Origin of the sequence: Lentzea sp. NPDC102401 (genome assembly GCF_044765805.1) — a bacterium.
GTDB lineage: Bacteria > Actinomycetota > Actinomycetes > Mycobacteriales > Pseudonocardiaceae > Lentzea > Lentzea sokolovensis.
This window is the reverse complement of the sequence record NZ_JBIWKS010000023.1, coordinates 39,189-63,932: the sequence shown is the minus strand read 5'-3', so window position 1 is coordinate 63,932 and position 24,744 is coordinate 39,189. Positions and strand designations below refer to the sequence as shown.

The 24,744-nt window shown below is 65.9% G+C and carries 28 protein-coding genes and 1 pseudogene; 22 read left to right on the top strand and 7 right to left on the bottom strand.

Going from position 1 to position 24,744, the window contains the following annotated elements; genetic code table 11:
- Window positions 1-309: 309 nt before the first annotated feature.
- Window positions 310-630, top strand: a pseudogene (locus ACIRG5_RS46190) (low molecular weight phosphatase family protein).
- A 10-nt stretch (window positions 631-640) separates the two neighbouring features.
- Here ACIRG5_RS46190 and ACIRG5_RS46185 read toward each other — a convergent pair.
- The gene (locus ACIRG5_RS46185; RefSeq protein WP_402917479.1) at window positions 641-1,348 is read right to left on the bottom strand and encodes an HAD family hydrolase; all 708 of its coding nucleotides are present in this window, start codon (window positions 1,346-1,348) and stop codon (window positions 641-643) included.
- Window positions 1,349-1,426: 78 nt separating this feature from the next.
- Between ACIRG5_RS46185 and ACIRG5_RS46180 the strand changes: the two genes are divergently transcribed.
- The 5 genes from ACIRG5_RS46180 (at window position 1,427) to ACIRG5_RS46160 (ending at window position 5,902) form a co-directional block, all read left to right on the top strand.
- Window positions 1,427-2,635 (top strand): helix-turn-helix domain-containing protein, encoded by a 1,209-nt coding sequence (locus tag ACIRG5_RS46180; RefSeq protein ID WP_402917476.1) that lies wholly within the window; start codon window positions 1,427-1,429, stop codon window positions 2,633-2,635.
- Between the two features lie 169 nt (window positions 2,636-2,804).
- On the top strand, window positions 2,805-3,092 hold the full coding sequence (locus ACIRG5_RS46175; protein ID WP_402917473.1) for a hypothetical protein: 288 nt from the start codon (window positions 2,805-2,807) through the stop codon (window positions 3,090-3,092).
- Between the two features lie 74 nt (window positions 3,093-3,166).
- Entirely contained in the window at window positions 3,167-4,072 is a 906-nt protein-coding gene (locus tag ACIRG5_RS46170; RefSeq protein WP_402917470.1) for a Scr1 family TA system antitoxin-like transcriptional regulator, read from the top strand.
- A 10-nt stretch (window positions 4,073-4,082) separates the two neighbouring features.
- On the top strand, window positions 4,083-4,889 hold the full coding sequence (locus ACIRG5_RS46165) for a Scr1 family TA system antitoxin-like transcriptional regulator (protein ID WP_402917467.1): 807 nt from the start codon (window positions 4,083-4,085) through the stop codon (window positions 4,887-4,889).
- Between the two features lie 95 nt (window positions 4,890-4,984).
- Window positions 4,985-5,902: an aminoglycoside phosphotransferase family protein gene (locus ACIRG5_RS46160; protein ID WP_402917465.1), complete on the top strand. Its 918-nt coding sequence runs from the start codon at window positions 4,985-4,987 to the stop codon at window positions 5,900-5,902.
- Here the strand turns inward: ACIRG5_RS46160 and ACIRG5_RS46155 are convergent.
- Both ACIRG5_RS46155 and ACIRG5_RS46150 read right to left on the bottom strand, forming a co-directional pair.
- A complete protein-coding gene (locus ACIRG5_RS46155; protein ID WP_402917463.1) occupies window positions 5,899-7,386 on the bottom strand; it encodes a hypothetical protein in 1,488 nt (495 codons plus the stop codon). The two genes, ACIRG5_RS46160 and ACIRG5_RS46155, sit on opposite strands and share 4 nt — an antisense overlap.
- 111 nt (window positions 7,387-7,497) lie before the next feature.
- Window positions 7,498-7,866 carry a GntR family transcriptional regulator gene (locus tag ACIRG5_RS46150; RefSeq protein ID WP_402917461.1) on the bottom strand — a complete coding sequence of 123 codons (369 nt, stop codon included), beginning with the start codon at window positions 7,864-7,866 and terminating at the stop codon, window positions 7,498-7,500.
- Window positions 7,867-7,983: 117 nt separating this feature from the next.
- On the opposite strand from ACIRG5_RS46150, the gene ACIRG5_RS46145 reads away from it, so the two are divergent.
- The 12 genes from ACIRG5_RS46145 to ACIRG5_RS46090 all read left to right on the top strand — a co-directional run bounded on the left by ACIRG5_RS46145 (window position 7,984) and on the right by ACIRG5_RS46090 (window position 15,522).
- On the top strand, window positions 7,984-8,373 hold the full coding sequence (locus ACIRG5_RS46145; RefSeq protein ID WP_402917458.1) for a hypothetical protein: 390 nt from the start codon (window positions 7,984-7,986) through the stop codon (window positions 8,371-8,373).
- Between the two features lie 194 nt (window positions 8,374-8,567).
- The gene (locus tag ACIRG5_RS46140) at window positions 8,568-8,780 is read left to right on the top strand and encodes a hypothetical protein (protein ID WP_402917455.1); all 213 of its coding nucleotides are present in this window, start codon (window positions 8,568-8,570) and stop codon (window positions 8,778-8,780) included.
- Complete coding sequence (locus tag ACIRG5_RS46135) at window positions 8,777-9,043, top strand: hypothetical protein (protein WP_402917452.1); 267 nt, start codon at window positions 8,777-8,779, stop codon at window positions 9,041-9,043. Before ACIRG5_RS46140 ends, ACIRG5_RS46135 begins: the two co-directional genes overlap by 4 nt.
- A 3-nt stretch (window positions 9,044-9,046) precedes the next feature.
- Window positions 9,047-9,232, top strand: coding sequence for a hypothetical protein (locus tag ACIRG5_RS46130; RefSeq protein WP_253322590.1), 186 nt, complete (start codon window positions 9,047-9,049; stop codon window positions 9,230-9,232).
- Window positions 9,233-9,311: 79 nt separating this feature from the next.
- Window positions 9,312-10,682, top strand: a complete 1,371-nt coding sequence (locus tag ACIRG5_RS46125) for an FtsK/SpoIIIE domain-containing protein (protein WP_402917448.1) — start codon at window positions 9,312-9,314, stop codon at window positions 10,680-10,682.
- A 48-nt stretch (window positions 10,683-10,730) separates the two neighbouring features.
- On the top strand, window positions 10,731-11,192 hold the full coding sequence (locus tag ACIRG5_RS46120; protein ID WP_402917445.1) for a hypothetical protein: 462 nt from the start codon (window positions 10,731-10,733) through the stop codon (window positions 11,190-11,192).
- A complete protein-coding gene (locus tag ACIRG5_RS46115) occupies window positions 11,189-11,515 on the top strand; it encodes a WhiB family transcriptional regulator (protein ID WP_402917442.1) in 327 nt (108 codons plus the stop codon). The genes ACIRG5_RS46120 and ACIRG5_RS46115 overlap by 4 nt, the downstream gene beginning before the upstream one ends.
- Window positions 11,515-11,700 (top strand): hypothetical protein, encoded by a 186-nt coding sequence (locus ACIRG5_RS46110; RefSeq protein WP_402917439.1) that lies wholly within the window; start codon window positions 11,515-11,517, stop codon window positions 11,698-11,700. The genes ACIRG5_RS46115 and ACIRG5_RS46110 overlap by 1 nt, the downstream gene beginning before the upstream one ends.
- Window positions 11,701-11,708: 8 nt before the next feature.
- The gene (locus tag ACIRG5_RS46105) at window positions 11,709-12,500 is read left to right on the top strand and encodes a hypothetical protein (protein WP_402917436.1); all 792 of its coding nucleotides are present in this window, start codon (window positions 11,709-11,711) and stop codon (window positions 12,498-12,500) included.
- An 82-nt stretch (window positions 12,501-12,582) separates the two neighbouring features.
- Window positions 12,583-13,932, top strand: coding sequence for a replication initiator (locus tag ACIRG5_RS46100; RefSeq protein WP_402917434.1), 1,350 nt, complete (start codon window positions 12,583-12,585; stop codon window positions 13,930-13,932).
- Window positions 13,913-14,119: an AlpA family transcriptional regulator gene (locus ACIRG5_RS46095; RefSeq protein WP_204764630.1), complete on the top strand. Its 207-nt coding sequence runs from the start codon at window positions 13,913-13,915 to the stop codon at window positions 14,117-14,119. Before ACIRG5_RS46100 ends, ACIRG5_RS46095 begins: the two co-directional genes overlap by 20 nt.
- Complete coding sequence (locus ACIRG5_RS46090; protein WP_402917430.1) at window positions 14,116-15,522, top strand: tyrosine-type recombinase/integrase; 1,407 nt, start codon at window positions 14,116-14,118, stop codon at window positions 15,520-15,522. Before ACIRG5_RS46095 ends, ACIRG5_RS46090 begins: the two co-directional genes overlap by 4 nt.
- On the opposite strand, the gene ACIRG5_RS46085 is transcribed toward ACIRG5_RS46090, so the two are convergent.
- Window positions 15,519-15,923 (bottom strand): DUF4279 domain-containing protein, encoded by a 405-nt coding sequence (locus ACIRG5_RS46085; protein ID WP_402917427.1) that lies wholly within the window; start codon window positions 15,921-15,923, stop codon window positions 15,519-15,521. The two genes, ACIRG5_RS46090 and ACIRG5_RS46085, sit on opposite strands and share 4 nt — an antisense overlap.
- A gap of 345 nt (window positions 15,924-16,268) precedes the next feature.
- Window positions 16,269-17,171 (bottom strand): dimethylargininase, encoded by a 903-nt coding sequence (gene ddaH / locus ACIRG5_RS46080; RefSeq protein WP_402917424.1) that lies wholly within the window; start codon window positions 17,169-17,171, stop codon window positions 16,269-16,271.
- Window positions 17,172-17,246: 75 nt separating this feature from the next.
- Here ddaH and ACIRG5_RS46075 point away from each other — a divergent pair, with 75 nt between their 5' ends.
- From ACIRG5_RS46075 to ACIRG5_RS46060, 4 genes are all read left to right on the top strand, one after another.
- On the top strand, window positions 17,247-17,687 hold the full coding sequence (locus ACIRG5_RS46075; protein WP_035913697.1) for an Lrp/AsnC family transcriptional regulator: 441 nt from the start codon (window positions 17,247-17,249) through the stop codon (window positions 17,685-17,687).
- Window positions 17,688-17,697: 10 nt separating this feature from the next.
- Entirely contained in the window at window positions 17,698-18,438 is a 741-nt protein-coding gene (locus ACIRG5_RS46070) for an enoyl-CoA hydratase (RefSeq protein WP_402917422.1), read from the top strand.
- Window positions 18,439-18,649: 211 nt separating this feature from the next.
- On the top strand, window positions 18,650-20,488 hold the full coding sequence (locus tag ACIRG5_RS46065) for a 2-oxoacid:acceptor oxidoreductase subunit alpha (RefSeq protein WP_402917419.1): 1,839 nt from the start codon (window positions 18,650-18,652) through the stop codon (window positions 20,486-20,488).
- On the top strand, window positions 20,485-21,534 hold the full coding sequence (locus tag ACIRG5_RS46060) for a 2-oxoacid:ferredoxin oxidoreductase subunit beta (protein WP_402917416.1): 1,050 nt from the start codon (window positions 20,485-20,487) through the stop codon (window positions 21,532-21,534). The genes ACIRG5_RS46065 and ACIRG5_RS46060 overlap by 4 nt, the downstream gene beginning before the upstream one ends.
- Window positions 21,535-21,583: 49 nt before the next feature.
- Here the strand turns inward: ACIRG5_RS46060 and ACIRG5_RS46055 are convergent, their stop codons facing one another.
- Both ACIRG5_RS46055 and ACIRG5_RS46050 read right to left on the bottom strand, forming a co-directional pair.
- Window positions 21,584-22,507 carry a catalase family peroxidase gene (locus tag ACIRG5_RS46055; RefSeq protein ID WP_402917413.1) on the bottom strand — a complete coding sequence of 308 codons (924 nt, stop codon included), beginning with the start codon at window positions 22,505-22,507 and terminating at the stop codon, window positions 21,584-21,586.
- Window positions 22,508-22,570: 63 nt separating this feature from the next.
- Window positions 22,571-24,661 carry a hypothetical protein gene (locus tag ACIRG5_RS46050; protein WP_402917411.1) on the bottom strand — a complete coding sequence of 697 codons (2,091 nt, stop codon included), beginning with the start codon at window positions 24,659-24,661 and terminating at the stop codon, window positions 22,571-22,573.
- Window positions 24,662-24,744: the final 83 nt, after the last annotated feature.

Below are 24,744 nucleotides of genomic sequence, written 5' to 3'. Positions count from 1 at the left end.
CGCGCGGTCCTGGTCAACGCGATGTTCGCCGAACCGCTCGCCGCTTGGTCAACCCACAACTGCGACACCGGAGACCTGGCCGGAATGGCTGACGCGGCCTTCATCGGCTCCGCCTACTGGTTCGCGTCTTGACCTCGTCCACGAATCCTGCCGTTACGATCGGGCGTGCGTTCACGGACACCTTCGCCGGGATCACGCTTGCCTCGGTCGCGCCCTTCGTCGGCGCTCAAATCCTTGGCGGCATCGTGGCCTGGTGCTCGTCGCCGTCGTTTCAACAGTCCAGCCACGGTGAGAAAGGGAGCCGACGCCGTGTGCCGTCCATCCGTGCTGTTCGTCTGCGTCCACAACGCCGGCCGCTCCCCGTCCGCCTCTCCGCGACCGCGTCGAGTTGCGCTCCGCAGGCTCGGCACCAGCCGACACGATCAACCCCCGACGCGGTGCAGGCCTCGGACGTCGCCATCACGATGAGATGCGGCGGCGCCTGCCCGTTCTTGCCTAGCAAGCGCTACCTGGGGCTGAACGCTCGAAGGCCCGGCAGGCCAAGGCGTCGAGCAGGTCCGGCCCATCCGCGACGAGATCGAACGGCGCGTGCACGGGCCCATCGCGGAGATCACGCCCACTTCGGCGTGAGGTGACAGGGCTAGCCCTTGATCAGTTGTACCAACTCGGCGGTGTTCGTCAGGTCTTCGAGCACCTTGCGGGCTCCGGCGGCCTGTAGGTCCTCGACGCTGCTTTTGCCGCTTGCCACAGCGATGACCTGTACTCCCGCAGTCAAGGCGGCGGAGACGTCTCGCGGGGTGTCACCGATGAGCACCGTGTCGTCCAGGCCGAACTGGGTGTCAAGCTGCCTGGCCGCGCGCTCTCTGGCGATTGCTACCAGCTCCGCCCTGTCGGCGTGGTCATCGCCGTACGAACTCGTCTCCAGGTCGAGGAACTGTTCCAGCCCAAGTGCGACCAGCTTGATGCGTGCGACGGCCCGAAGGTTCCCGGTCAGCACCCCTTGGTGGACGGTCGGCTCAGTCGTCAAGGCCGCCAAGGCTTCTCGCGCTCCTGGTAGCACTCGGGCTCGCGACGCGAACTCATCGCGGCCGGCCTCGTAGCTGTCGACCAGTGCACCGACGAGCTTGCCCGTTGCCTCGTCGGTGGGCTCGATCCCGTGCAGCTTCAAGGTCTCGGCGATGATGTCCAGCTCGGTCCTGCCGCTCACGTCGGCGAGCTGCTGGAAGGGCCGGCCGAACGATTCCGGGAACGCGCGCTCGTACATCTCGCGACCCATGCCGCGCGACTGAAGCAACGTGTGATCGATGTCCCAGAGCACGAGCACCCGCGGCCCGTTCGGCGAGATCATGTTCCGAGTCTGTCACTCAGTTGGGGTCTCGTGCTGGGGCGTAGCATCAGTGCAGGTCAACGCTTCCCAGGGGTGGGGATGGACGAACAGCTGGCAGTCACCATCGGCGAACGGGTGCGCTTGCATTGCCTCGCCTCGCGCAAGCCGAAAACCGTGATCGCTGGGCTTGCGGGCATCACGCCCGATTACCTCTACCAGATCGAACGCGGGCTCAAGCTCCCCACCGTCACCGTGTTGAAGCAGCTAGCTGAGGTGCTGAACGTGTCGGCCGACGAGCTGTTGAGCTCAACCGCAAAGCGTGATGACACGGCTCGTCCAAGTGCGGCGGGCGACGCGCTGTACAGAGCGTTCACGCAGCCGTTGACGCCAGGTGACGGTGCGGCTATTGACCTGAAAGCGTTGCGCTGCAACGTCTTGAGCGCATGGGAGACCTGGCAGACGTCAGCCACTCGATACAGCGAACTCACGCCGGAACTCCCCGCGCTCGTTGTCGAAACCGAGCAAGCATTGCGTGGTGGCGGGGATTTCTCCGCGGCTGAGCGGCGAGAAGCTCAGTGCTGCGCTGCTGATCTCTACGCGCTGCTGCGAAGCGTCGCCAAGAGGATTGGCAGGGGCGACGTCTCGATGCTCGCGGCGGACCGGGCAATCCGCGCTGGCGAGAACGCGGACGACCCGCTGCGGTTGGCGATGGCCCAATGGAACCTGGCTCAGGTGCTGCTTGCCGGTGGTGAAGCTGAAGGCGCCGAGGACGTCGCAATGCATGGGGCGGAGGCGCTCGGTCCGCGGGTTGAGGACGACCTAGACGCCTTGGCGCTCCGCGGTGCGCTCCTGCTTGTCGGCTCCATCGCAGCTGCGCGCCAAGGGGATGCGTGGCGAGCCAGAGAGCGCGTGCAGGCGGTCGAGCCGTTGGCCAAGCGGACCGGCGAACGCAACACGTTGTGGACGGTGTTCGGGCCTACGAACGTCGCGATGCACGCGGTCAGCGTTGAGGTAGAAGCCGGCGCGGCTGCTGACGGGCTGCGCCTGGCCGAACAGATCGATCACGACCGCTCCCCCTCGATCGAACGCCGCGTGGCGTTCCTACTGGACCAGGCCAAGGGCCAGGTGCAGCGCCGTGATTACGGCAGTGCGCTGGTCATGCTCTCCGCGACCGAACGCGAAGCACCCGAGGACCTGAAGCATCGGCCGGCCGCGCACAAGTTGCTGGAGACGCTCGTCCAGCGGGCTCGGCGGTCGATCGCGACGGAAGCCGCACGCCTGGCAACTCGTGTTGGCGCACCTCTCTGAGCAGCAGTGCTCCTGGTCAGGCCTAGCTGACAGCTCGGGTTACTGACCCATTGTCGATCTAGCGTCGCTGCTGGCGCCTGAGGTAACCCGCTCGGTTTACTGGCTGATGCAAGCCAGCTCCCCGATCTCAGGCGCCACCCACAGCTGCCCAGATCGAGGAGTGCGCGCCGTGTTGTCGCCTGAGGACGTCGATCTGGTCGCTAACCTCCGGAGGATCGGCGAACTGATGCCGGGCGTCTCCTTCGACATCGTCATGGAAACTCTGACACCCGAACGCGAACACGAGTTCGGCCAAATCCTCGTAGCACTCGGAGAAATGCTTGTTCACCGCGCCGAGCGTCGCGACGTTCCTGAACAACCAATAGTGCTTGACGCGCGAGACGGTCTAGCTAAGCGGGTTGAGTCGATCACCAGCACGTCTCACGCGACGGTCATTGACATGCCGGGCCAAAAGTGACTGTTTACATCCGCCCATCAATGGCCGAAAGGGCAATCGGGCGCACCTTGTGGAAGTGGCGCGATGAGACCGGCATGAGCCTCGCTGAAGCATGCACAGAGGCCGGTTTCTCCGCCGCCAACCTCAGCATGATGGAAAACGCACTAAGGCCGTTCGACCCGCTGAATGTCATGATCCTTGGAAGGGTCTACGGGCTCCCAAACGAGGTGTGGAAGCGGCAAGTCAGGCGCGCCGAGTTTGCCGCCGAGGAACGCAGGAAAGTCCGATACAGGCAGTCCGCTTACGATCTGGACGAAGCCAAGGACGTGGATAAGTCACGTCTAGAAGCTGCCGCAATTTGCGCCTTCGGCGCTGACGCTATTCCACGCCTTCTTCAAACCGCCGACTACCGAGCGTCTATTACGCCACCAGACGCCTTGGAATCAGCGGAACAAGATTCAAACCGCTGGCCAGAGTCTCAAACCGACTGGCTCAAGTATTTGGCCGCCAACGAGGCATCAAACCCGGCAGTCGACGTGGTGCTTACCAAGCGCGCGATTCATCAGGTCGTCGGAAGTCCGGCGATCACCAACGCCGCTCTGATGCAGTTGGTGCACCTCTCGGACTTTGATCACTTCACAGTTCAGGTCCTGGATGACGAACCGCGCGCCGAGATCCGGCCTGAAAGCTCGTACTGCCATCTCACTTTTCCGCACGAGCAACACAATGACGTTGTTTACCTGGAGAGCGCAGGATGCGGACGATACATCGAGGATCCAACCACCTGCCAGCTGATCCGACAGGGCTTCAAAGCACTGCAAAGGTGCGCACTCTCTTCGACTCAGTCAATAGAAGCGATCGCCGAGGCGGCGAGTTCTCTTAGAGCAAGCTCGTCTCGCCGTCCGGCTTCCAGGAAGCCGCGAGCGAAGAGGCCTGGCTCCATCGTACGAAAAGGAAAGGGCAACAATGGAACAGACTCCAGCAACGCCTCGGAGCTGTGAACTCGGTGACATGCTGCGGGCACTCCGCCAGGAGTTTCCCACGGGCAGCGAGTTCGCCGAACGCCTCGACTGGGATCCGAGCAAGATTTCCAACATCGAACGCGGAAAAGTGCGACCGACCGAACTGGACCTCGCCCAGTACCTGACCGCCTGCAGCAAGGGAAAGAGCGCAATCACCGAATTTACCAACCACTACCGAAACGCATTTGAGTCCTACTTCGCCCAGAACTGGGACAACTTCGAGACCATCGCCCATGCCGAGCGTTCCGCTACCACAATAACCGGCTATGGCAAGGAGTCGCTCCCGGTTCTTCTTCGAACTGTCCACTACACGGAAAGGCTTCTCCAAGAGCGCGGGGCCACACCCGAACAGATCCAGGACGCCATCCGGTCACAGCGAGAGCGCCAACGCATTTTGTACCCCACTTCCCGTCCCTCATGCCTGTTCTACGTGGCCGAAACTGCACTGAGCGCACCGCTCAACGTTGACCGCGAACGGATGGACCAGTTCGAACTGGTACGGCGCATGTCAAGGTTCATTCGAATCATTCCAACCGACAAGCGGCTTCCCGCCTCGACCGACTTCACGATTTACGAGCGAGACAAGGCACCCGCGACCGTGGTTGCGGAATGCGAGTTCGCGAGGGTTTTCGTGCACGACGGTTCCGCAGTTTCTCAGTGCCGGGCAGCTTTGGCCGCACTGGACGACGTCGCTCTGAGCCCCGCTGAATCCAAGATACTTCTCAGCAGACTGCTCGCAGAGGAGTACGTGACGGTCCTTCAGGTAGCGACAGGCGAGCAACCGACCGCGTCGTGATCCTGGGCCACTTCGTACAGTCACAGGTTCAGACCTGCCCTGGTCAGGCACCTTGAACCTGGCGGACCAAATACCGAACCTCTAGCGTGGGCAGGGTGCACAACGTGGTTGAAGCGGACATCCCAGACGAGCCTTTCAGCTCGCGGCTTGCTTCTGCGGTCCTCAAGGAGGCGTCCGCCCACACCGGAATTGACGCCACCGACGCACGTTTGATGCGACTGGGCGAAAACGCCCTGTTCCACCTCCCCCATTCATCCGTTGTGGTTCGCATCGCGCGGAGTCGCGAACACTGGGACGACGCGGTCAAGGAGGTGGCGGTTTCCAACTGGCTGAAGGAGAGCGGCCTACCTGCGGCCCGGTTGTACAAGGTTGATCAACCGATCTCGATTTCTGGCTACCCAGCTACCTTCTGGCGCTACATCGATGGACGTAACGGCGGCCGCGGGGACGTTGGCGCCTTGGGGCACCTACTGCTGGAGCTGCACCGGACGTCGCGCCCGACAGCGTTCGAGCTGCCCGAGCAAGACATCCTTACGCGCGTCGAGCCTCGGATCGAGTCGGCCAGCGTGCCGGACGCTGACAAGCGCTTCCTGCTGAACAGGGTCGACGAGCTTCGGGACGAGATCAGCGAGCTTGCGTTCCCGCTCGAACCGACGGCAACGCACGGGGACGCTCACGTCCAGAACCTGATGATCAGCGACGGTTCCGCAGTTCTGATCGACTTCGAGCGCTTCGCGTGGGGTCAGCCCGAGTGGGACCTGGCCATGACGGCAACTGAGTACCTGTCCGCCGGATGGTGGACCGCAGAGGAGTACCGCGCGTTCTGCGATGCGTACCGTTACGACGTGACGCAGTGGGACGGCTTCAACGTCCTGCAGAAGACTCACGAGATCAAGATGACTACGTGGATCATGCAGAACGTTGACGAGTCGGAGGAGATCGACGCCGAGTACGCGACGCGCATCGAGACGATGCGGACCGGGCGCGCAACGGAGCCGTGGCGGCCCTTCTAGGCAATCCGGGTCAGCAGTGCGGCGGTTCCGAGATCGATCTCCGGGTAATGCCGGATCACGCGCTCGACAAACAGCCGCGTGCGGTGGTCGTTCGCGTGCAGCGCCGCAAGCTGGGCGTGGAAGTCGGTCAGATAGCGCACGTACCTGCTGGATTGCAGCGGGCCGGCCAAGTCGACAGCGTCGATCGCCAGATCGACGGCTTCTTCAAGGTCGCCGTTCGTGAGTGCTCCCGCGGCCGACACCATGCCGATGAAGGCCTTCGTTCGCGGCGGGGTGTCGTCGGGCGCGATGGCTCGGGCGGCGTACAGCCGTGCCTTCTCCGGCTGCCTGAGGTCGCGGAAGCCGTGGGCCGCCTCCCCCGCGAGTTCCTCCGCGTTGAAGTAGCTGATCCACGGGGGCTCGTCGCCGGGGACGTGCTGGCTGAAGAAGCGCTCCGCCTCGTGCATCACGCGTGAGAACTCACGCGCCTGGCCGCTGCTCGCCAACGCCCTCGCTTCCATCGCGAGAAACATCGAAGTGACTGCTGGCGTGGCCTTCGCGATGGTCGAGCCCTGTGCCGCACGTGCGAACTGAACGGCGTCGTTGTAGCGACCGAGGTAGTTTGCCTGGTGACTGAGGTTCGCCAGCAACCGTCCACCTAGGACGTGGTCTTGAGCTTCGCGGGCAAGCCGAAGTCCCTGGACGAAGTACCGCTGTGCTGCGCCGTGGCGGCCGGCGTCGTACGCGCTCCACCCCAGCAGCTGTGCGACTTCCGCGGCTGCGCTGAACAGGTCCCGGCGTTCGGACTCGGTGTGATTGCCTTGCAGCAGCGGGGCAATCTCGCTCTTGAAGTAGAAGAGCAGCATCTTCCGGACGTGACCGCCCCCGTACCTGAAGTCCAGGTCCATGAGGTTCGCAGCTGTCGCGCGGATTGCCGACGCTGCCGCTCCCCCGCCTCGGCGGAGCTCGTCCGCATCCGCCACGTGCAGAGAGTCGGCGAACATGTAGCCGGTGATGATGCCGGGCGTGGCCTCGTGCGCCCACTGGGAACGCACCAAGGCCGGCTGGTCTTCGAGATCAGCGGCGGTGAGCTGGCTCATCAGATCAACAGCTGCGTCCGCGCTCGGCGGATACTCCGCGCCGTGCTGCGTCGCGTCCGGCCCAACAGGCTGGATACCGCCGTTGAAGCCGATCTCCGCGAGGTCGACGCGCCTGCCCAGCTTGGCGCCGAGAGCAAGCGCGATGTAGTTCTGGGTCGCCGCCTTCGGCCGCGTGCCGTCGAGCCAGCGACGAACCGACACGTGATCAGCCGAGACGGTCTGACCATCGCGTTTGGCGAGTTCTCGTACTCGTGCGGCAAGCCCCTTGTTGCTCATGTCGGCTTCCGACATCACCGCAGCTAGGAGCTTGTTCGGTTCGCTGTTTCCGGTCAACTGATCACCGCGTCGGCACGCTGTGCACCTCCCGTGCACCCCTTCCGTGCACGAATGCACCCCCTTGAGCACACTGCAATGCACCCCCTCACCTGCCGTTCTATGTCTACATGAACGGAACACCGGATGAGTTGGAATTCATCAGCCTCAAGCTGCGTCAGTTGCAGTTCGCCATAACGAGGGTCACTGAGAAGGTGGAACAGATCGAGCGTCGTCGGCGGCTTCGAGCTGCTCGACACGCTCAGTCAGATGCAAGACCGCCGCCTGCAACTGATCGAGCTGACGAATGACCGTCTCGATCGTGACAGGGCTTCGATCCTCGGCCGGCGGTTCTTGAACGAAGACGCCTACGGCGGGTTGGGAGACGACCCAGCCCTCGGTCTCAAGGATCTGCACAGCCTTCTGCGCGGTCCCGAGTGCGACGCCGTGTTGCTCGGCGAGTTTGCGGTGACCGGGTAGCCGGGCGCCCACTTCCAAGGCTCCGGACCGGATGTCCTTCTTCACCGCTTCGACAACCCGCTGGTACGCGGCAAGTCCTGGCTGGTCGCTCACGGCATCAGCCTAACTTCACTGACCCACACTGCTACAGATCACCCGATTGGACTATGCCATCCGATCCATACTGCTCTACATTGGTATGTATCAGTTGCTCATCACCGGAGGTACGACATGGCTCTGAACGACATCCCCGTGATCCTGTCCCACTACAAGCTCCTGATCACCGAAGCGCCCTGCGTGAAGATGCGCGAACTCGACGGCGGCCAGTTGGTGCCCGTGGTCGACCGCAACACGAACGAAGAGCAGTTCGTCGTGGTGCTGTTCGCCAAGGCTCGCCCCTCTGAGGGTCGCCGCAAGACGAAGGGCGAGGAGATCCGAGTCAACCTCCCCGGCGACCCCGGCGCGGGGTTCGAGGAAGGCGACTACGTCGAGCTGATCAACCCCGTGATCAACACGTACGAGATGCGCGGGGAGGACGGCAAGATCACCGCCTCCGGCCTGTGGTTCAAGGCGGACGGCCTCACCCCTGCGGCGCGCATCGTGTCCGCTCCTGCGGCTTAGTCCCGCAAGCCCTGCCCGGTAGGCCGGTCGCCCGCTTCGAGTCGGGCCAGGGCACTCAATTTGTTCTTTGAGAATTACACAGTGAGTCGAACCATGCCTAAATCCGGAGCATTTCACGTGCTCCGGGAGATTCGGTGAACCCAGGTGCGACCTTCGTTCCTGGGTTTGCCGTGCCTCCCGAAAGGAGTTTCGACATGGATGAGCGCTCGTACCCGATCGAACTTGCTGATCCGGATGGCGATGACCCGCGCTTCACGTTCGGCCTCGTGCACGAGGTTGGCGAAATCCTTGCGAAGCATGGCTTTCCGGGCGTCGGCCAGAGCTGGCGGGACCACCTGGAGTTGCAGCAAGCGTTGTACCGCTTCATCTACGTGGGCGACATGAGGACTGAGAGGTTGGCCAGTTGATCCAAGAGATGTTGAACGAGCGGGCACAGCAGCGGTACGGCTCGTTCGTTGGCGCAATGGACTTCGTCGAGGAGTTGTTGACGCCGCTGGAAAAACTCATCAACCGGATGAGCGAGAAGCCCGGCAAGGCCGGTGGCTGGCGGGTCGCGACACCTGACGAACTCAAGGGCTACCTGCGGACCGCGCGGAACGACCTCAGTGCGCTCCGGGAGCAAGCCAAGCGACATGAAATCAATTTGAAGGCCAAAGAGTGGGGAGCCTGATCGATGTCTCACCAGCTCGACAACGCCGTGTCCAACCTGGACCAGGCGATGAAGCAACTCCGCACGGCAATGGACGGCATCCCGGTCCGCCGTGAGGGCTTCACGGACCTGCGGCGCCGGTTCGTCCGCTCGGTCAGCGTGCTGACCACGGAGGCGTCCTACGCCCGTGGGCAACTCCCCAACAACTGAATCCGCACTGATCAACGCAGCGGCCGATCTTCGACACGTTCGAGGGTCGGCCGTCGCGCTTTCCCTGAGGAGTACTGCAATGGGTTGGAAGTGGAACGCAAGCAAGCGCGTCGTGGCCGCCGAGTTCCGCGCGGCACGATGGCTGGCCAGGAACCCGGAATGGATGCTCGCCCCGTCCGCTGTCGCGGCTGGTGCCTGCACGCTCGGGCCGACCGTCACGGGGTACGCGCTCGGCGGGATGACCGGGGCAACCGGGCTTTGGTACCGGGGTCACCCGGACTCGTTCGACACCTTGGCCGCCCCAACTCTGCGGGCGTGGCAACGGCGGTGGTTCGGGGCGTACGTCGGTGGGCGCTGGCGGGACCTGATGGACGTGCACAAGCTGACAACCGAGCACCGCCGGAAGAAGATCACGAACTACCCACGCGTGGTGCGTGTCCGGTCGTACTCGCCGTCGATCGACACCGTGCTGGTGAAGCTCGCCAAGGGCCAGTCACCAATGCACTTCGCCCGCCAGGCCGAAGAGCTGGCGCACGCGATGGAAGCTGAACGAGTCGCAATCGAGCTGGTGAAGCCCGGCTACGTGGCACTCGTCGTCCAGCGGAACGAGCCGTTCACGGAGATCATCCCGGCGCCGGACATGCCCGAGCACTCCGAAGACGTGGACCTGCGGGCCGTGCTGCTGGGTGAGGACGAGTACGGCGGCGACTGGACCGAACCCGTCCAGGGCACGCACACCCTCACGGCGGGCGGTACCGGCTCGGGCAAGAACTCGCTCGCGTTCGCCAAGCTGCGGTCAATGGCCCCGCTGATCAGGGACGGCATCGTCCGGTTGTGGGTCTGCGACCCGAAGTACCTGGAGTTTCAGGCAATCAAGCCGATCACGGAGAACCGCTACGCCGACGACGCGGGCGAGTGCCTGGAGCTGATCGAGGCCTGGGTGGACGACATGGAGCGCACCCAGAAACGCATGCAGCGGGCGGGGCTCCGGTCGGTCCAGCCGTCGCGTGAATACCCGCTCAACCTGCTGATCGTGGACGAGATAGGCTCGTTGGTCGCCTACCGGCCCGAGTACGCCCGGCAGATCACGGGCCTGCTGGCTCGGGGCACCTCGATGGGCCGCGCAACGCTGCACGTCGCGGACGCCTACATCCAGGAACCGGACAAGGACACGCTGTCGATCCGGGACTTGTTCCCCAACCGCATCTGCCTGCGCACCACGTCACCGACGCACCCGGACATGGTGCTGGGTGAGGGCGCACGCGAACGGGGCGCGATCGCCGACCAGATTCCCGCGATTCCTGAAACGGCCGGCATCGGCTACCGCACCGACGAACGCTCACGCACTCCTCGTCGGGTCCGCGCGGCGTACACGACCGACGACAACATCCGCGAACTCGTGGAGTTCGTCCGCGACGGCCAGACCGGCTCTCTTCGCTCGATCGCCTGACTTTCTTTCACCCCAACACTTTTCGCCACTAATCGTGGAGGCCTCGCCATGCCCGAAAACAACTCTTCTCGCCGCCTGGACGGACTGCTCCGCTCGGTCCGCGGCCACATCCGTACGCTCGGCCTGCCCCGGCCGGACCGCTTGGTCATCTCCACGCCGTCCGGCTCGGTGCACGCCGAATTCACCTCCGGCACCGCACCCGATCGGCTCGCCTGCCTGCTGGTCTGGGCAGCCTCGCTCCACGGGGTCGAACTGACCTGGACCCTGCAAGCAGCCGGAACCCTCTCGGTCGCGGCGACCGGACGAACTGCCTCCGGAGTGACGCTCGGCCTTGCTGCCTCGGCCTCGGTGGTCGAACTGGGCGGCAAGGTCAAGTCCGGCTCGGGGGCGGTACTCGCCAAGGCCTTCCGGCTGGCCGTATGCGCGCCGGAACAGGTCACCTTCGATGAAGTCGCCCAGGTCGTCCAGGCCGCGCGAAAGTCCGCTCCCCGGCTGGCGGTGGCGGCATGACGAACAACGATGCTGAAGCCTTCGGCTACCGGGTGTTGATGCGGGTCCTGTTCGGACCGACTGACGGACCGCCCGCCTGGCGTGAACGTGCTGCCTGTGCGGACTCCGATCCGAGCCTGTTCGACACCGCCGGCCGAATCGCCACCGCGAAGAAGGTGTGCGCGTCCTGCCCAGTCCTCGCCGAGTGCCGCCAGGACCAACTGAACTGGGAAGCCACCAGTCCCAGGTTCCGTGCCAACGCCTCCGGCGTCGTCGGCGGCCTCACCGGTGCTGATCGGCGCCGCATCCACTACCCCGCCAGGAACGCAAAGGACGTGGCCTGATGAAGCTCGTGCTCGCTGTCCCGATCAATCTCCGAGGCTTCGTCCGTATCGCGCACATGGCGACCGCCGTGGTGACCTCCCTGATCTGCATGTACCTGCTGTTCGGCCTCGTCGGGCTCCTGGTGCTCGCCGTCGAACTGCTGTGGCTGGGGTGCCTGCTCCTCAAGGCAGCGCACGGGGAGTAGGTGGCCTGGTGTCCGAGAAGTCCAATCACAGCAACGAAATTGGGCCTGAGGAACCGCGCGAGACTCGCACCGTTCGACGGCTGCGGGCGCAACTCGATGAGGCGCAGGACATCCACAAGCTCACCGCGAACCCGTTCCTGGCGGCCGTGCAGGCGGACCGGTTCCGGGTCTCGGTGACGCGCTCCATGTGGTGCTTCCTGACCTGCGGACTCGGCTTCACCGCAACCGGCGTGCAAGCGTTCCTCGCCGGACACCTCGGGCCGTCTGATCCGATGTGGTGGGGAGCGTGGCTCGTGGAACCGGCCTTCGCCGGAATCCTGATCACGCTCCTGCGGTGGGAAGCGCAGATGCTCGCTCACGGCCTGGCCGTCGATGACCGGCCGGTCACGTGGCTCAAGCGGGTGCTGCTCGGCGCAACGCTCGTCACCAACGTGTGGTCGTCGCTACGGCCACCGGACGGGCAGATCAACGCCGGAATGGTGTTCCTGCACCTCGTGATTCCGCTCGTGGTCTTCCTGCTCGCCGAAGTCATGCCGGTGATCCAGGCACGCTGCAACGCCGCCCGTGACAAGGTCGCTGAGATCGTTCCTGCGCCGAGGTCCACCCCTCCGAGCGCAGTCACCCAAGCTGCACCCGCTCGAACCGCTCTGCGGCTTCCCGGACACCTGCAAGGTGCGCTGGACGCCAAGGCGAACGAGGTACAGGCGGAGGGTCGAGCGCTTACCGCGCAAGACATCCAAGACGCGCTCAACGTGCCTGAGGAGTACGCCGCGCGGCTCGCTGCGCAACTCGCAGCCTGATCCATCTCAAACACGCGGGGCATGACCAGAACACCGGTCGTGCCCCGCATTTTCGTTTTCCCGCAACGAAAGGAGGGCAACCGTGCTCACTCTGGAAGACCGCATCACCGCGCGAGTCAAGGCGGTCGACTTCCGGGCATGGCGAGACCGGGTGACCGCAATCGGCGGATGCGCCGCACCCATCCGGTTGTCCGGCGCCTTCCAGCTCCAGGACCTCCACGGCGAGCTGATCGAGCACATCGGCGGTGACGTCATGGTCCCGTGCGGCAACCGCCGAGAGTCGGTCTGCCCGGCTTGCTCCGACCGGTACGCGGCCGACGCCTACCACTTGATGCACGCCGGTCTGGCCGGTGGCTCCAAGGGCGTTCCCGAGACGGTGTCTGAGAAGCCCCGCGTGTTCGCAACGCTCACCGCTCCGTCGTTCGGCCCGGTCCACAACCGACCGATTGCCACGGCAGGCAAGATCCGGCCCTGCACGGGCTGCGGTGACTGGCACCACGGCGACGATCCCCGCATCGGCGGTGCCGTCGACCCCGGCACCTATGACTACACCGGCGCGGTCCTCTGGCAGGCACATGCGGGCAAGCTATGGCACCGGTTCACCATCGCCCTGCGCCGCAAGCTCGCTAGCGCGGCCGGCCTGAAGGTCTCCGAGTTCAAAGACCACGCTCGGCTTTCGTACGCCAAAGTCGCCGAATACCAGCGGCGGGGCCTGGTCCACTTCCATGCCGTCGTTCGTGTTGATGGTCCTGACGGGCCGCACGACCCCACTCCGGAGTGGGCGACGGCCGAACTTCTCGGCGACTGCATCAAGGCTGCCACTCGGGCTGTGCGGATCGACACCACGCGGCCGGACGGCTCGGCGCTTCGTCTGCTGTGGGGCGAACAGGTCGACGTCAAAGGAATCCGCGGCTCGCAGGTAGAAGACGAGTCCGGGGAGATCAGCGAGGCCCGGTTGGCGGGCTATGTCGCCAAGTACGCCACCAAGGGCACCGGCGCAAAGGACACAGCGGACCGGCCGATCCGCTCCCAGCTGGACATCGACATCCTCCGGATCTCCGAGCACCACCGGCGGATGGTGCAGACCGCCTGGGACCTCGGCGGCCTGGCCAACTTCGAGGAACTGAACCTGCGGAAGTGGGCGCACATGCTCGGGTTCCGCGGCCACTTCCTCACCAAGTCCAAGCACTACTCCACGACGTTCCGCGCCATCCGCGAAGAGCGCCGGACGTTCCGCACACTCGAAATGTTCGAGCGCCTCGAACTCGATCCCGCGGCCGTGGTCATCGTCAACGACTGGCAGTACGCCGGGTCCGGCTACGACAACGACGCAGAACGCGAGCTCGCGGCCGGCATCGCCGAACGAGTCCGCGCGCAACGCCTACGCAAGTACGAACAGGAAGGGGGATCTCATGGCCGCCAAGCTGCCTGACCCGGACGACTTCATGACGGCAGACGAGTTCTGCGCGCGGATGCGCATCTCGAAGGACACGTTCTACAAGTGGCGGCAGATTCCCGGCGCTGCTCCTGTCGTGCACAAGCTGCGAAACGGGTCGTTGCGCATCTCCGGCGCCGACTTCGCCGCGTGGCTCCTCGACCTGAGGAGTGAGGTCGCGTGAACCTCACTTACAAGGTCAACGTCTGGGAGCTGAAGGTCCTCAAGCCGGACAAGAACGGCAAGAGGCGTCCCAAGCCCTACGGCGTCCGCTGGATCACGGCGGGCAAAGAGCAGTCCGAGTGGTACCGGACCAAGACCCTCGCCAACAACCGGCGAAACCAGCTCATCAAGGCCATGAACAACGGTGAGGCCTTCGACATTGACTCGGGACTTCCTGAGTCAGAGGCCAAGGCCAAGGTCGCGAGATCGCTCCTGAAGATGGCCCAAGAGTTCATCGATCACGAGTGGGAAGACGCGGCGGCGAACACGCGAAAGCGGCTCGTGGACACGCTGGCCGTGCCAATCGCCGCGTTCGTCACCGAAGACAAGAACGCGCCGGACGAACGCCTGTTGCGGCGTGTTCTGACTACGTGCCTTCTGCCTACGAACCGGCGAGAGCGGGCACTGACCGATGAGGAGTCGGCGGCGGCTGACTGGATCACAGCCCACTCACGGCCCGTCCGGCAGCTGGCGGACAAGATCGAGATATCGAATCTGCTGCGGTCACTCGGCCGAAACCTGGGCGGCAAGAAGTCGTCCACGTGGACCACGCGAACTCGGCGCGGCGTGCTTCACCACCTGCTCAAGTTCGCGGTGGACAAGGAGGAACTCGTGGCCAACCCGGTCACCGGCCAGAAGGCCGCGATTCAGCGGGGCAACGTCGAGGTTGATCCCCGGTCGGTGCTCAACCCGAAACAGGGTCGGCAGATCCTTGCGGCCGTCACGTACGCGGGGACGATCACCGGCCAGTACGACTACCTGTACGGGTTCTTCGCGACGATGTACTACGCGGCTCTACGGCCGTGTGAGGTGAACCGGCTCCGTGACGTGGACTGCAAGCTCCCTGAGACCGGCTGGGGCGAGCTGATCTTGGAGAAGTCCGCTTCGAGGGCGAACAGCCGCTACACCGACTCGGGCGAGATGTGGGAAGAGCGGACGCTGAAGCGACGGGCTGAGGGTGCCGTGCGGGTCGTCCCGATCCCTCCCCAGCTCGTGGCCATCCTGAGGTGGCACCTCGCGACGTTCCGCACCACGCCGGACGGCCGTCTGTTCCGCGGGAAGGTCAGCGGAGCGCCGATCAACGCGACGGTCTACACGGACGCGTGGAAGAAGACGCGCAAGATCGGGCTGTCACCCCAGCAGTACGCCTCGCCGCTTGCGGGAGACCCGTATGACCTCCGTCATGCCGCTGTGTCGACGTGGCTCGCGGCCGGCGTGCCGCCGACCGAGGTGGCCGAGCGTGCGGGCCACACCGTGGACGTTCTGCTGAAGGTCTACGCGAAGGTGATGGATGGTCAGCGGGACACGTCCAACCAGAAGATCACGGAACTGCTCGGCGAAATCGATGCGGACCAGGAGGGTTAGTACAGGTCAAAGCCAACGTCGAGGTTGAGATCACCCAGCCTGCGAATCAGGTCGGACCCGAGGGTGAAGCCACCCTGCGAGTCGTCACCTGTGAAGATGCCGCAGAAGACATCGATCTGGACCTTGTCCCCGAGTTCGTCGAACTCGCGACGGTGCACCTCGACGAACGTGATGAGTTCTGCAATGTGTTCGTCGAGTGGTTCCGTGCGCGGCGCAGCGCTCCTGAGACACCACTGAGCACTTGTCCGGCGAGGGCCGTCAGAGCGACGTGGACTCACCAGGTCGCCGATGTCATAGCCCTTGGTGGGTTCGCCAAGCACCGCAACAAGGTCCGCGAACGCCAGCGACTCGCTGAACACCCTCAGCGATGCCGTGTACTCATGTTGCTCTTGCCCAGCCACTGAACGACCCCCTCACGTCGCCCAATTATCGCGTCAACCCCGAGAGCGCAGGACTCCATGCTGAAGATGATCGGCGAAATCGATACGGACGGCACCGATCGTGAGGTCGTCGGCGACACCGAGTGAGGACCGTTTTGGCAGGTAGGCTCATATGAGAACGCCCCGAGCAATGATCTTGCTCGGGGCGTTTCTTGTTCCGTGCATGTTCCGTGAGCCGTGGCAGACCGACGCAGTTAGCGGCAGACGGTGACCTGCGGCGCTGACGTCGTTGGCAGCATCCGAGCAGGTCAACCGGCATGTAGGCCCTTCACGCAGGAACAGCGGAACGGCACTGCGTGGGCGAGGTCAGCCGCGCAGTTCCATCGTGCAGCACTTCGGGCCGCCGCCCGACTTGCGCAGTTCCGAGATGTCCACGAACACGGGCTCGAACCCGCGCCGCGCCACCTGCTCGGCGAGGTGGGTGGCCTCGATCGGCATGACGACGTGCTTGCCGTCGGAGACCGCGTTCAGGCCCAGGCAGACGGCGTCGTCGTCGTTGGCGATGACGGCGTCCGGGAAGAGGCGCTTCAGCACCTGCTGGGAGCCCGGCGAGAAGGCTTCCGGGTAGTAGGCGACCAGAGGGGTTGGGGACTGGTCGTCGAGCATGAACAGGGCCACGTCGAGGTGGTAGAAGCGCGGGTCCACCAGTTGCAGGGACACGACCGGGACGCCGAGGACCTCCTGGGCTTCGGAGTGCGCGCCGGGGTCGGTGCGGAAGCCCGTGCCGGCCAACAACAACGAGCCGGTCCAGGTGAAGTCGCCCTCGGCTTCGTTCACGGCGGTGGGCATGACGACGGAGTTGTAGCCCGACGACAGGAACCAGCGGCGGAAGTGGTCAGCCTCGGCTGAGCGCTGTTCGGCGCGGAAGCGGGAGCCCAGGACTCGGCCGTCGATCACGGTGCCGCTGTTCGCGGAGAACACCATGTCCGGCAGGCCTGGGATGGGCTCGATGACCTGTACGTCGTGGCCCAGGCGCTCGTAGGTCTCCTTCAGCGCGGTCCACTGCTCCACGGCCAGCTGCGTGCTGGTCGGCTGGGTGGGATCCATCCACGGGTTGATGGCGTACTCCACCGTGAAGTACGTCGGCGGGCACATGAGGTACCGACGGGTCGTGGGCACGCGCCCAGGAAGGAAATCCTGCGCCGACGCGAGGGGCGCGGCGATGTCGAGCGTGATCGGCTCGCCCGGCCCGGAGATGGATACGGTCATGGATCGAAATGTAAAGGGCGGTTAGACCATCGATCAACGCCGCGACATTGCGTTAACTAGGGCAGAATGTTGCGTGTGGACAGCATCGACCAGCGAATCATTTCGTGCCTCATGGCCAACGCCCGTTCCAGTTACGCGGAGATCGGCAAGGAGGTGGGTCTGAGCGCTCCGGCGGTGAAGCGGCGGGTCGACAAACTGCTGGACACGGGCGTGCTGCGGGGGTTCACGGCCGTGGTGGACCCGGAGGCTCTCGGGTGGGGTACCGAGGCGTTCGTCGAGGTGCACTGCAAGGGGAACGTCGCGCCGCACGACATCCAGCACCGGCTGGAGCCGATGGCCGAGGTCAGCGCCGCCTACACGGTGTCAGGGGCGGCGGACGCGATCGTGCACCTGCGGGCTGCGGACATCCATCACCTGGAGACTGCACTGGAGCGGCTGCGGGCCGTCGAGATCATCGACAGGACCGTGTCGACGGTCGTGCTGTCCCGGCTCCTGGACCGGCCGCTGGCACCCTAGGGTTCGGGGCATGGCTGAGGTTCTGCTGGAGTACGACGAATCCGTCGCCGTGATCACGATCAACGATCCGGAGCGGCGCAACGCACTGACCATCGACCTCTCGCAGGAGCTGGCGGACAAGGTCGAGGAAGCGGAGCGAGCGGCCAACGCGCTGATCATCACGGGTGCGCCGCCCGCGTTCTGCGCCGGCGCGGACCTCACCCAGCTCGGCAACTCCAAGGACGAGGGCCTCAAGAAGATCTACAAGGGCTTCCTCGCGGTGGCCGACGCCAAGATCCCGACGATCGCCGCGGTCAACGGCGCGGCGGTCGGCGCCGGGCTCAACCTCGCGCTGGCGGCGGACGTGCGGATCGCCGGGCCGAAGGCGAGGTTCGACGCCCGGTTCCTGCAGCTCGGCATCCACCCCGGCGGCGGTATGACGTGGATGTTGCAGCGGATCACCAACCGGCAGACCGCGACGGCCATGACGCTCTTCGGACAGATCCTGGACGCCGACCAGGCCGTCGCGCACGGGCTGGCCTACGCCAGGGCCGAAGACCCACTGGCAGTAGCAAAAGAGCTGGCCAGGGTATCTGCCGAGGCTCCAGCGGAACTCGTCCGGACCATCAAGGCCACGATGCGCGTGACCGATGTTCTCGACGACCACGCGGAAGCGGTGGAGACCGAGCTGACACCACAGGTGACTTCGATCGACACTCCAGAGTTCGCTGCGAGGCTTGCCGCGATGAAGGCTCGGATCAGCGGGCGGTAGGTGTTACCTTGGGTAACATATATCGAGGGTGACGTCTGCCGCATTCGGGTATCCGCTGGTAGCGCTGTGCTTACCGTCTAGTTAAGGACCCGGTGCGGCAGATGGGACAGTTCGTCTCGCCTGGTGGTACACGGCCCGTCTCGCAGGCGGTCCTGGCGACTACCCTCGTGGTGGGGCACGGCCACCCTTGGAGAGAGGTATCGGCGTAGGAATGAGCACTGAGACTCGCAAGCTGGATCGCGTTGTGATCCGCTTCGCCGGCGACTCCGGTGACGGTATGCAGCTCACTGGAGACCGGTTCACGTCGGAAGCGGCGGCGTTCGGCAACGACCTCGCCACGCAGCCCAACTTCCCCGCCGAGATCCGCGCACCACAGGGCACGCTGCCCGGTGTGTCGTCGTTCCAGCTGCACTTCGCCGACTACGACATCCTGACGCCCGGCGACCGTCCCGACGTTCTCGTCGCGATGAACCCCGCCGCGCTCAAGGCGAACGTCGTCGACCTGCCGGACGGCGGCATCCTCATCGTCAACACCGACGAGTTCTCGAAGCGGAACCTGACGAAGGTCGGGTACGACTCGAATCCGCTCGAGGACGACTCGCTCGAACGGTTCCAGGTCCACAAGGTCGCCATGGCGACGCTGACCATCGGCGCTCTCGAAGAGACCGGCCTCGGCAAGAAGGACGCCGAACGCGCGAAGAACATGTTCGCGCTCGGCCTGCTGTCGTGGATGTACCACCGGCCGACCGAGGGCACGGAACGGTTCCTGCGCGAGAAGTTCGCGAAGAAGCCGGACATCGCCGAGGCCAACGTCCTGGCGTTCCGCGCGGGCTTCTACTACGGCGAGACCACGGAGGCCTTCGCGGTCACCTACGAGGTGGCGCCCGCGAAGCTCAACGTCGGCACGTACCGCCAGATCACCGGCAACACGGCGACGGCGTACGGCATCGTCGCGGCGGCGCAGCTGTCGGGCCTGCCGGTCGTGCTCGGCACGTACCCGATCACGCCGGCGTCGGACATCCTGCACGAACTGAGCAAGCACAAGAACTTCGACATCACCACGGTGCAGGCCGAGGACGAGATCGCGGGCATCGGCATCGCCCTCGGCGCGTCCTACGGCGGTGCGATCGGCGTGACGTCGACGTCCGGTCCCGGCATCGCGCTGAAGTCCGAGACCATCGGCCTCGGCGTGATGACCGAGCTGCCGCTGCTCGTGATCGACGTGCAGCGCGGTGGCCCGTCCACCGGTCTGCCGACGAAGACCGAGCAGGCCGACCTGCTGCAGGCGATGTTCGGCCGCAACGGTGAGTCGCCGGTGCCGATCGTGGCGCCGCAGTCCCCCTCGGACTGCTTCGAGGCCGTGGTCGACGCGACCAGGATCGCGCTGAAGTACCGCACGCCGGTGCTGTTCCTGTCCGACGGCGCGATCGCGAACGGCTCCGAGCCGTGGATGATCCCCGACGTCGAGACGCTGCCGGACCTGACGGTCGAGTTCGCGACGGATCCGGAGAACTTCCAGCCGTACTCCCGTGATCCGGAGACGCTGGCCCGTCCGTTGGCGGTGCCCGGCACCCCTGGTCTCCAGCACCGCATCGGCGGTCTGGAGAAGCAGGACATCACCGGCAACATCTCGTACGACCCCGACAACCACGACAAGATGGTCCGCCTGCGCCAGGCGAAGATCGACGGCATCGAGGTGCCGGACGTCGTGGTCGAGGACCCGGACGGCAACGCGAAGGTCCTGGTCGTCGGCTGGGGTTCGTCCTACGGCCCGATCGGCGCGGCGGCACGCCGGGTCCGCAAGCTCGGCCTTCCGGTCGCGCACGCGCACCTGCGGCACCTCAACCCGTTCCCCAAGAACCTGGGTGACGTGCTGAAGTCGTACGAGAAGGTCATCGTGCCGGAAATGAACCTCGGCCAGCTGGCGTTGCTGCTGAGGGCGAAGTATCTGGTGGACGCCGTGTCGTACACCAAGGTGCAGGGGCTGCCCTTCAAGGCGGAAGAGCTGCAGGACGTGCTCGCTGACGTGATCAAGGGGGTGTCGGCGTGACTGCGATTGACATCGGACTCCCCGGCCTGACCGGGGTTCCGACCACCGACGAGAAGCAGACGGCCAGGGACTACAAGTCCGACCAGGAAGTTCGCTGGTGCCCCGGCTGTGGCGACTACATCGTGCTCAACACCATGCAGTCGTTCCTGCCGTCGCTGGGTCTCAAGCGCGAGAACATCGTGTTCGTTTCGGGCATCGGGTGCTCGTCCCGGTTCCCGTACTACATGAACACCTACGGCATGCACTCCATCCACGGCCGTGCGCCGGCCATCGCCACGGGTCTCGCCGTGGCGCGGCCGGACCTGAGCGTGTGGGTGGTGACCGGTGACGGTGACGCGCTGTCCATCGGCGGCAACCACCTGATCCACACGTTGCGGCGCAACGTGAACCTCAAGATCCTGCTGTTCAACAACAGGATCTACGGCCTCACCAAGGGCCAGTACTCGCCGACCTCGGAGCCGGGCAAGGTCACCAAGTCGACGCCGATCGGCTCGGTCGACCACCCGTTCAACCCGGTGTCGCTGGCACTGGGCGCGGAGGCCTCCTTCGTGGGCCGGGCGCTCGACTCGGACAAGGCCGGTCTCACCTCGGTGCTGCGCCAGGCGGCGGAACACCGCGGCTCGGCGCTCGTGGAGATCTACCAGAACTGCCCCATCTTCAACGACGGCGCGTTCGACGTGCTGAAGGACGCGGACGAGGCACAGCGGCGGATCATCAACGTCGTCGACGGCGAGCCGATCCGGTTCGGTCGTGAGGGCGAGTACTGCGTGGTGCGCGAGGGCTTCGGGCTCGCGGTCGCGAAGTCCGCGGACGTGGACGCGAGCGACATCGTCGTGCACGACGCGTCGGACCTGAACCTGTCGTTCGCGCTCTCGCGGCTGTCGACGCAGGACCTCACGCACACCGTCACGGGCATTTTCCGGCGGGCAGACCGGCCGACGTACGACGACGGAGTGCGCGCGCAGGTCGACGAGGCCAAGAACGCCAAGGCCGCGGACCTGAGCAAGCTGTTGCACGGCAAGGACACCTGGACCGTGGTCGGCTGACCCCGGAACCACTTGAAGGCCCCCACCGAACGCGGTGGGGGCCTTTTTGTCACCTCTGGTGCGAGCGACGGTCGTAGGAGACCGCGTAGATCGTGCTGCGGGCGGCCAGCACCGGGTCGTCCGACAGTTCGATGCCGGACACCAGCGAGGTCGGGTCGAACACCTGCGACTGCCAGTACTCCTGGTCCGGCGCCTCCCCGATGATCTCGATCCGGCCGACGTCGACGGACCGGCGGTCGTCCGGCCACGCCACCGTCGAGTCGTGCGTCGGGTCGCCCGGTTCGCCGAACGTCACGCGCAGCACGAACGAGATCGGCAGCCGGTCGCGCAGTTCCTCGGTGAGGTGGTGCGGGGTCCACGACGAGGAGTCGGCGGCGTCGACGATGCCCGCCTCCGGCACCCACGAGTAGCGGATCGGGCGCACCACACCGGAAGCGTCACGCCAGAGGAACGCGTGAATGGCCCAGTACTGCGTGGTGCCGTAGCTGTCCGGGATCGCGATGGTCCTGGCCGCCACCAGCGCGGGACCGACGGTCGGGTGCGCGCCGACGAACGACTTGATGTGCGGCACGGACGGGTCGCGGGCATCGGTGTCCGCCTTGGCGGCCTTGATGAACTCCACGAACTCCTCGGGCGTCGCCGCGACGAACCGCTGCACGTTCACCATCACCAGGTCGGTGTTGGTGCCGTCGGCGAGGTGGAACTTCGTCGCGAACCCCCGCACCGACCGGTCGCTGTCGAACGCGTGCGGGTCGGCGTCGGTGTGCGAGAAGCGAACGGTCGCGCGGACCGGCGCGCCCTGCAGGTGCGGGGCAGTCGTGAACGGCGCCGCGGCACCGTTGGGCGTGAACACGGCTTCGTAGACGAAGCCTCGGGCGTGGGCGCGGCGGAAGCCGTGGTGGGTGCCCTTCAGGTCCTCAATCGAGTCCACGATGGTCGAGGAGATCTGGGACTTCGCCAGCTCGGATGACATGCGTCGAAGCTATCGACGCACGTCATCCGCAGCCAGAACAGCGTTCCATTTGGCGGTGATCGATCAGGGAGCGGGTCGGAAGCCGGCCTTCTCCGCGTCCGCCTCGGTGCGGAACCACACGTCGGCCCGCGTCTCCACGAAGTTCGCGGAGCCCTCGGCGTAGTAACGGCGACCGGTCAGCGTGGCCTTCACCGAGAAGTCCGCGGCCGGCGCGTGGCCGTCCGACTTCGGCAGCACCGAGCCGGGACCGAACGGCGAGCGCGGGTTGAAGCCCTCCGGCTGCTGGAACCGCGCCCCCGACGACGGGCCGCCGGCGGGAGTGCCGTTCGGACGACCCCCGGTGGACGGCGAGAAGCCGACCGGACGGGGCCGGGACGGGAGCGCCGCCGCGGGGGTGGGCTGAGGTTCCTGCTTCGGTGACTCGAACGCCGAGAACGCCGGGAAGCTCTGCTGACGCTGCGGTGTGGTGCGACGGGCCTCGCGGATCGGCAGGCCCGCATCGGTGTGCCGCTGCGGCAGGTCCTCGATGACCGGTTCGGGGTCCGGCTCCGGCGGAGCGGCGAGCAGCGGCTCTCCGCTCGGCACGAACTTCGGCACGAACGGCTGGTCGTTGCTCGTGTCCGGGAGCGCGCGGGTCTGCCCGAGAGCCGGCAACGGCTCGTCGGCGTCCAGCAGCGGTTCGAACAGCGAACGCGGGGCTTCGGCGACCGGGGCCGGCGCCACCGGTGCGGCGGGGGCCTCGGTCCCGTGGGAGAACGCGGCACCGACAGCACGCGGGGTGCGTTCCGGGACCTCGTCGAGCTCGACGCGCGGCTCGAACGCCGAGAACGGCGCGGGCGCCGGGGCACCTGGAGTGCTGAACGGCTGAGAGAACAGGGACTGGGAGTAGGTGGGCTCAGGCTCGTAAGCGGGCTCGGGCTCGACGAACTCCTCGAAGACCGGCTCAGGCTCCTCGCGCAGCGAGTGCGCGGATTCCTGCGCGGGCTCCGGCTCCGGCTCGGGTTCCGGCTCGGCCTCGGGCTCCGTGAACGCCTGTTCCTCGGCCAGAGTCGACTCGAAGACGCCGTTGCGGACGCTCGGCGCGTCCAGGTCGACCGGTTCGACGATCGGCTCGATCAGGCCGGTCTGCTCGGCCGGCGACTCGGGCTCGACCTCCTGCACGGGTTCGGTGAAGCCGTCCAGCTGACCGGAGATCTCGTCGCGCAGGCCGGGGTACTCACCGGTGAGGTCGTTGTCCGGCCAGTTGCTCTCCTCGACGGCGATGAACGTCGTCTGCTCGGAGCGGGTGCCGGTGGGCTCGTCCTCCTGCTCGGCGGCCTCGTCGAGGAACGACTCCTGCTCCTCCTGGGCCCACACCTCGCGCGGCTGGTAGATGAAGTCGTCGGCCTGCTCGTCGACCTCCGGCCCCGCGGTCGGCTGCGCGGCAGGGGCACCGGGCTCGGCGACCGGCCTGACCGTCGGCACGTGCGACGTCTGCTCGGACGGGAGCTCCGGCTCGTCGTCGAAGTCCGCGGCCTCCAGGCCGGAGAGCTGCAGGACCGTCGTCTGCTCGGCCGGCGTCTCGGCGGGGACGTCCTCCGGCCCGAGGCGCTCGAACAGCGACCTCGGACGGTCGTCGTCGGCGTCGGCGAGTGCCTTCTGCTCGGCCAGCTGCTCCTCGAAGCGGCGCTGGGCCTCCTCCGGCTCCAGGTACTGGCGGACCGGCGCGGCCGGCTCCTCCTCGACCTCGGGCTGGGCCTCGAACGTCGTGGTCTCGTACGGCGCGCTCTCGTACGGCGCGGGCTCTGGTTCCTCCACGACCGGGGGCGGCGGCGGAACCGGGAGCGGCGCCGGGGCGGGAGCCGGCACGGGCTCACCGAAGTAGGCGGGCGGCTCCGCGTACGGCGCGGGCGCGGGCGGAAGCGCCGGAACGGCCGTGGGCGGCGTCAGCACGTCGTCGCTCAACGAGCGCGGCGGCGCGTCCCACTCGACCTCGAAGTCCTCCGCGGCAACGGTCGCCGCGGCCGGCGTCGCCGACCTGCGGGCATCGAGAAGTTGATCATCGAGGTCGGCGATCTGCTTGCGTGCGGGGCGCACCATCACCAACCAGGTGAGCAGTACTCCCGCAACGAAGGACAGCAGGCTCCACAGCCAGACCTGCCCGAAGATGTTCACGGGTAAGCCCCTTCTAAGACCACACTCCGACCTCACTCACTCGGAAGGGTGAGCAGGGCCAAACTACAGTGCCTTTGATGATG

What these genes read in the sequence shown, in the direction of transcription:
- ACIRG5_RS46185 (WP_402917479.1), bottom strand. Translation starts at nt 1,348, where the DNA reads ATGATCTCGCCGAACGGGCCGCGGGTGCTCGTGCTCTGGGACATCGAT.
- ACIRG5_RS46180 (WP_402917476.1), top strand. Translation starts at nt 1,427, where the DNA reads ATGGACGAACAGCTGGCAGTCACCATCGGCGAACGGGTGCGCTTGCAT.
- ACIRG5_RS46170 (WP_402917470.1), top strand. Translation starts at nt 3,167, where the DNA reads ATGAGCCTCGCTGAAGCATGCACAGAGGCCGGTTTCTCCGCCGCCAAC.
- ACIRG5_RS46165 (WP_402917467.1), top strand. Translation starts at nt 4,083, where the DNA reads ATGCTGCGGGCACTCCGCCAGGAGTTTCCCACGGGCAGCGAGTTCGCC.
- ACIRG5_RS46145 (WP_402917458.1), top strand. Translation starts at nt 7,984, where the DNA reads ATGGCTCTGAACGACATCCCCGTGATCCTGTCCCACTACAAGCTCCTG.
- ACIRG5_RS46140 (WP_402917455.1), top strand. Translation starts at nt 8,568, where the DNA reads ATGGATGAGCGCTCGTACCCGATCGAACTTGCTGATCCGGATGGCGAT.
- ACIRG5_RS46130 (WP_253322590.1), top strand. Translation starts at nt 9,047, where the DNA reads ATGTCTCACCAGCTCGACAACGCCGTGTCCAACCTGGACCAGGCGATG.
- ACIRG5_RS46125 (WP_402917448.1), top strand. Translation starts at nt 9,312, where the DNA reads ATGGGTTGGAAGTGGAACGCAAGCAAGCGCGTCGTGGCCGCCGAGTTC.
- ACIRG5_RS46120 (WP_402917445.1), top strand. Translation starts at nt 10,731, where the DNA reads ATGCCCGAAAACAACTCTTCTCGCCGCCTGGACGGACTGCTCCGCTCG.
- ACIRG5_RS46115 (WP_402917442.1), top strand. Translation starts at nt 11,189, where the DNA reads ATGACGAACAACGATGCTGAAGCCTTCGGCTACCGGGTGTTGATGCGG.
- ACIRG5_RS46110 (WP_402917439.1), top strand. Translation starts at nt 11,515, where the DNA reads ATGAAGCTCGTGCTCGCTGTCCCGATCAATCTCCGAGGCTTCGTCCGT.
- ACIRG5_RS46095 (WP_204764630.1), top strand. Translation starts at nt 13,913, where the DNA reads ATGGCCGCCAAGCTGCCTGACCCGGACGACTTCATGACGGCAGACGAG.
- ddaH (WP_402917424.1), bottom strand. Translation starts at nt 17,171, where the DNA reads ATGACCGTATCCATCTCCGGGCCGGGCGAGCCGATCACGCTCGACATC.
- ACIRG5_RS46070 (WP_402917422.1), top strand. Translation starts at nt 17,698, where the DNA reads ATGGCTGAGGTTCTGCTGGAGTACGACGAATCCGTCGCCGTGATCACG.
- ACIRG5_RS46065 (WP_402917419.1), top strand. Translation starts at nt 18,650, where the DNA reads ATGAGCACTGAGACTCGCAAGCTGGATCGCGTTGTGATCCGCTTCGCC.
- ACIRG5_RS46055 (WP_402917413.1), bottom strand. Translation starts at nt 22,507, where the DNA reads ATGTCATCCGAGCTGGCGAAGTCCCAGATCTCCTCGACCATCGTGGAC.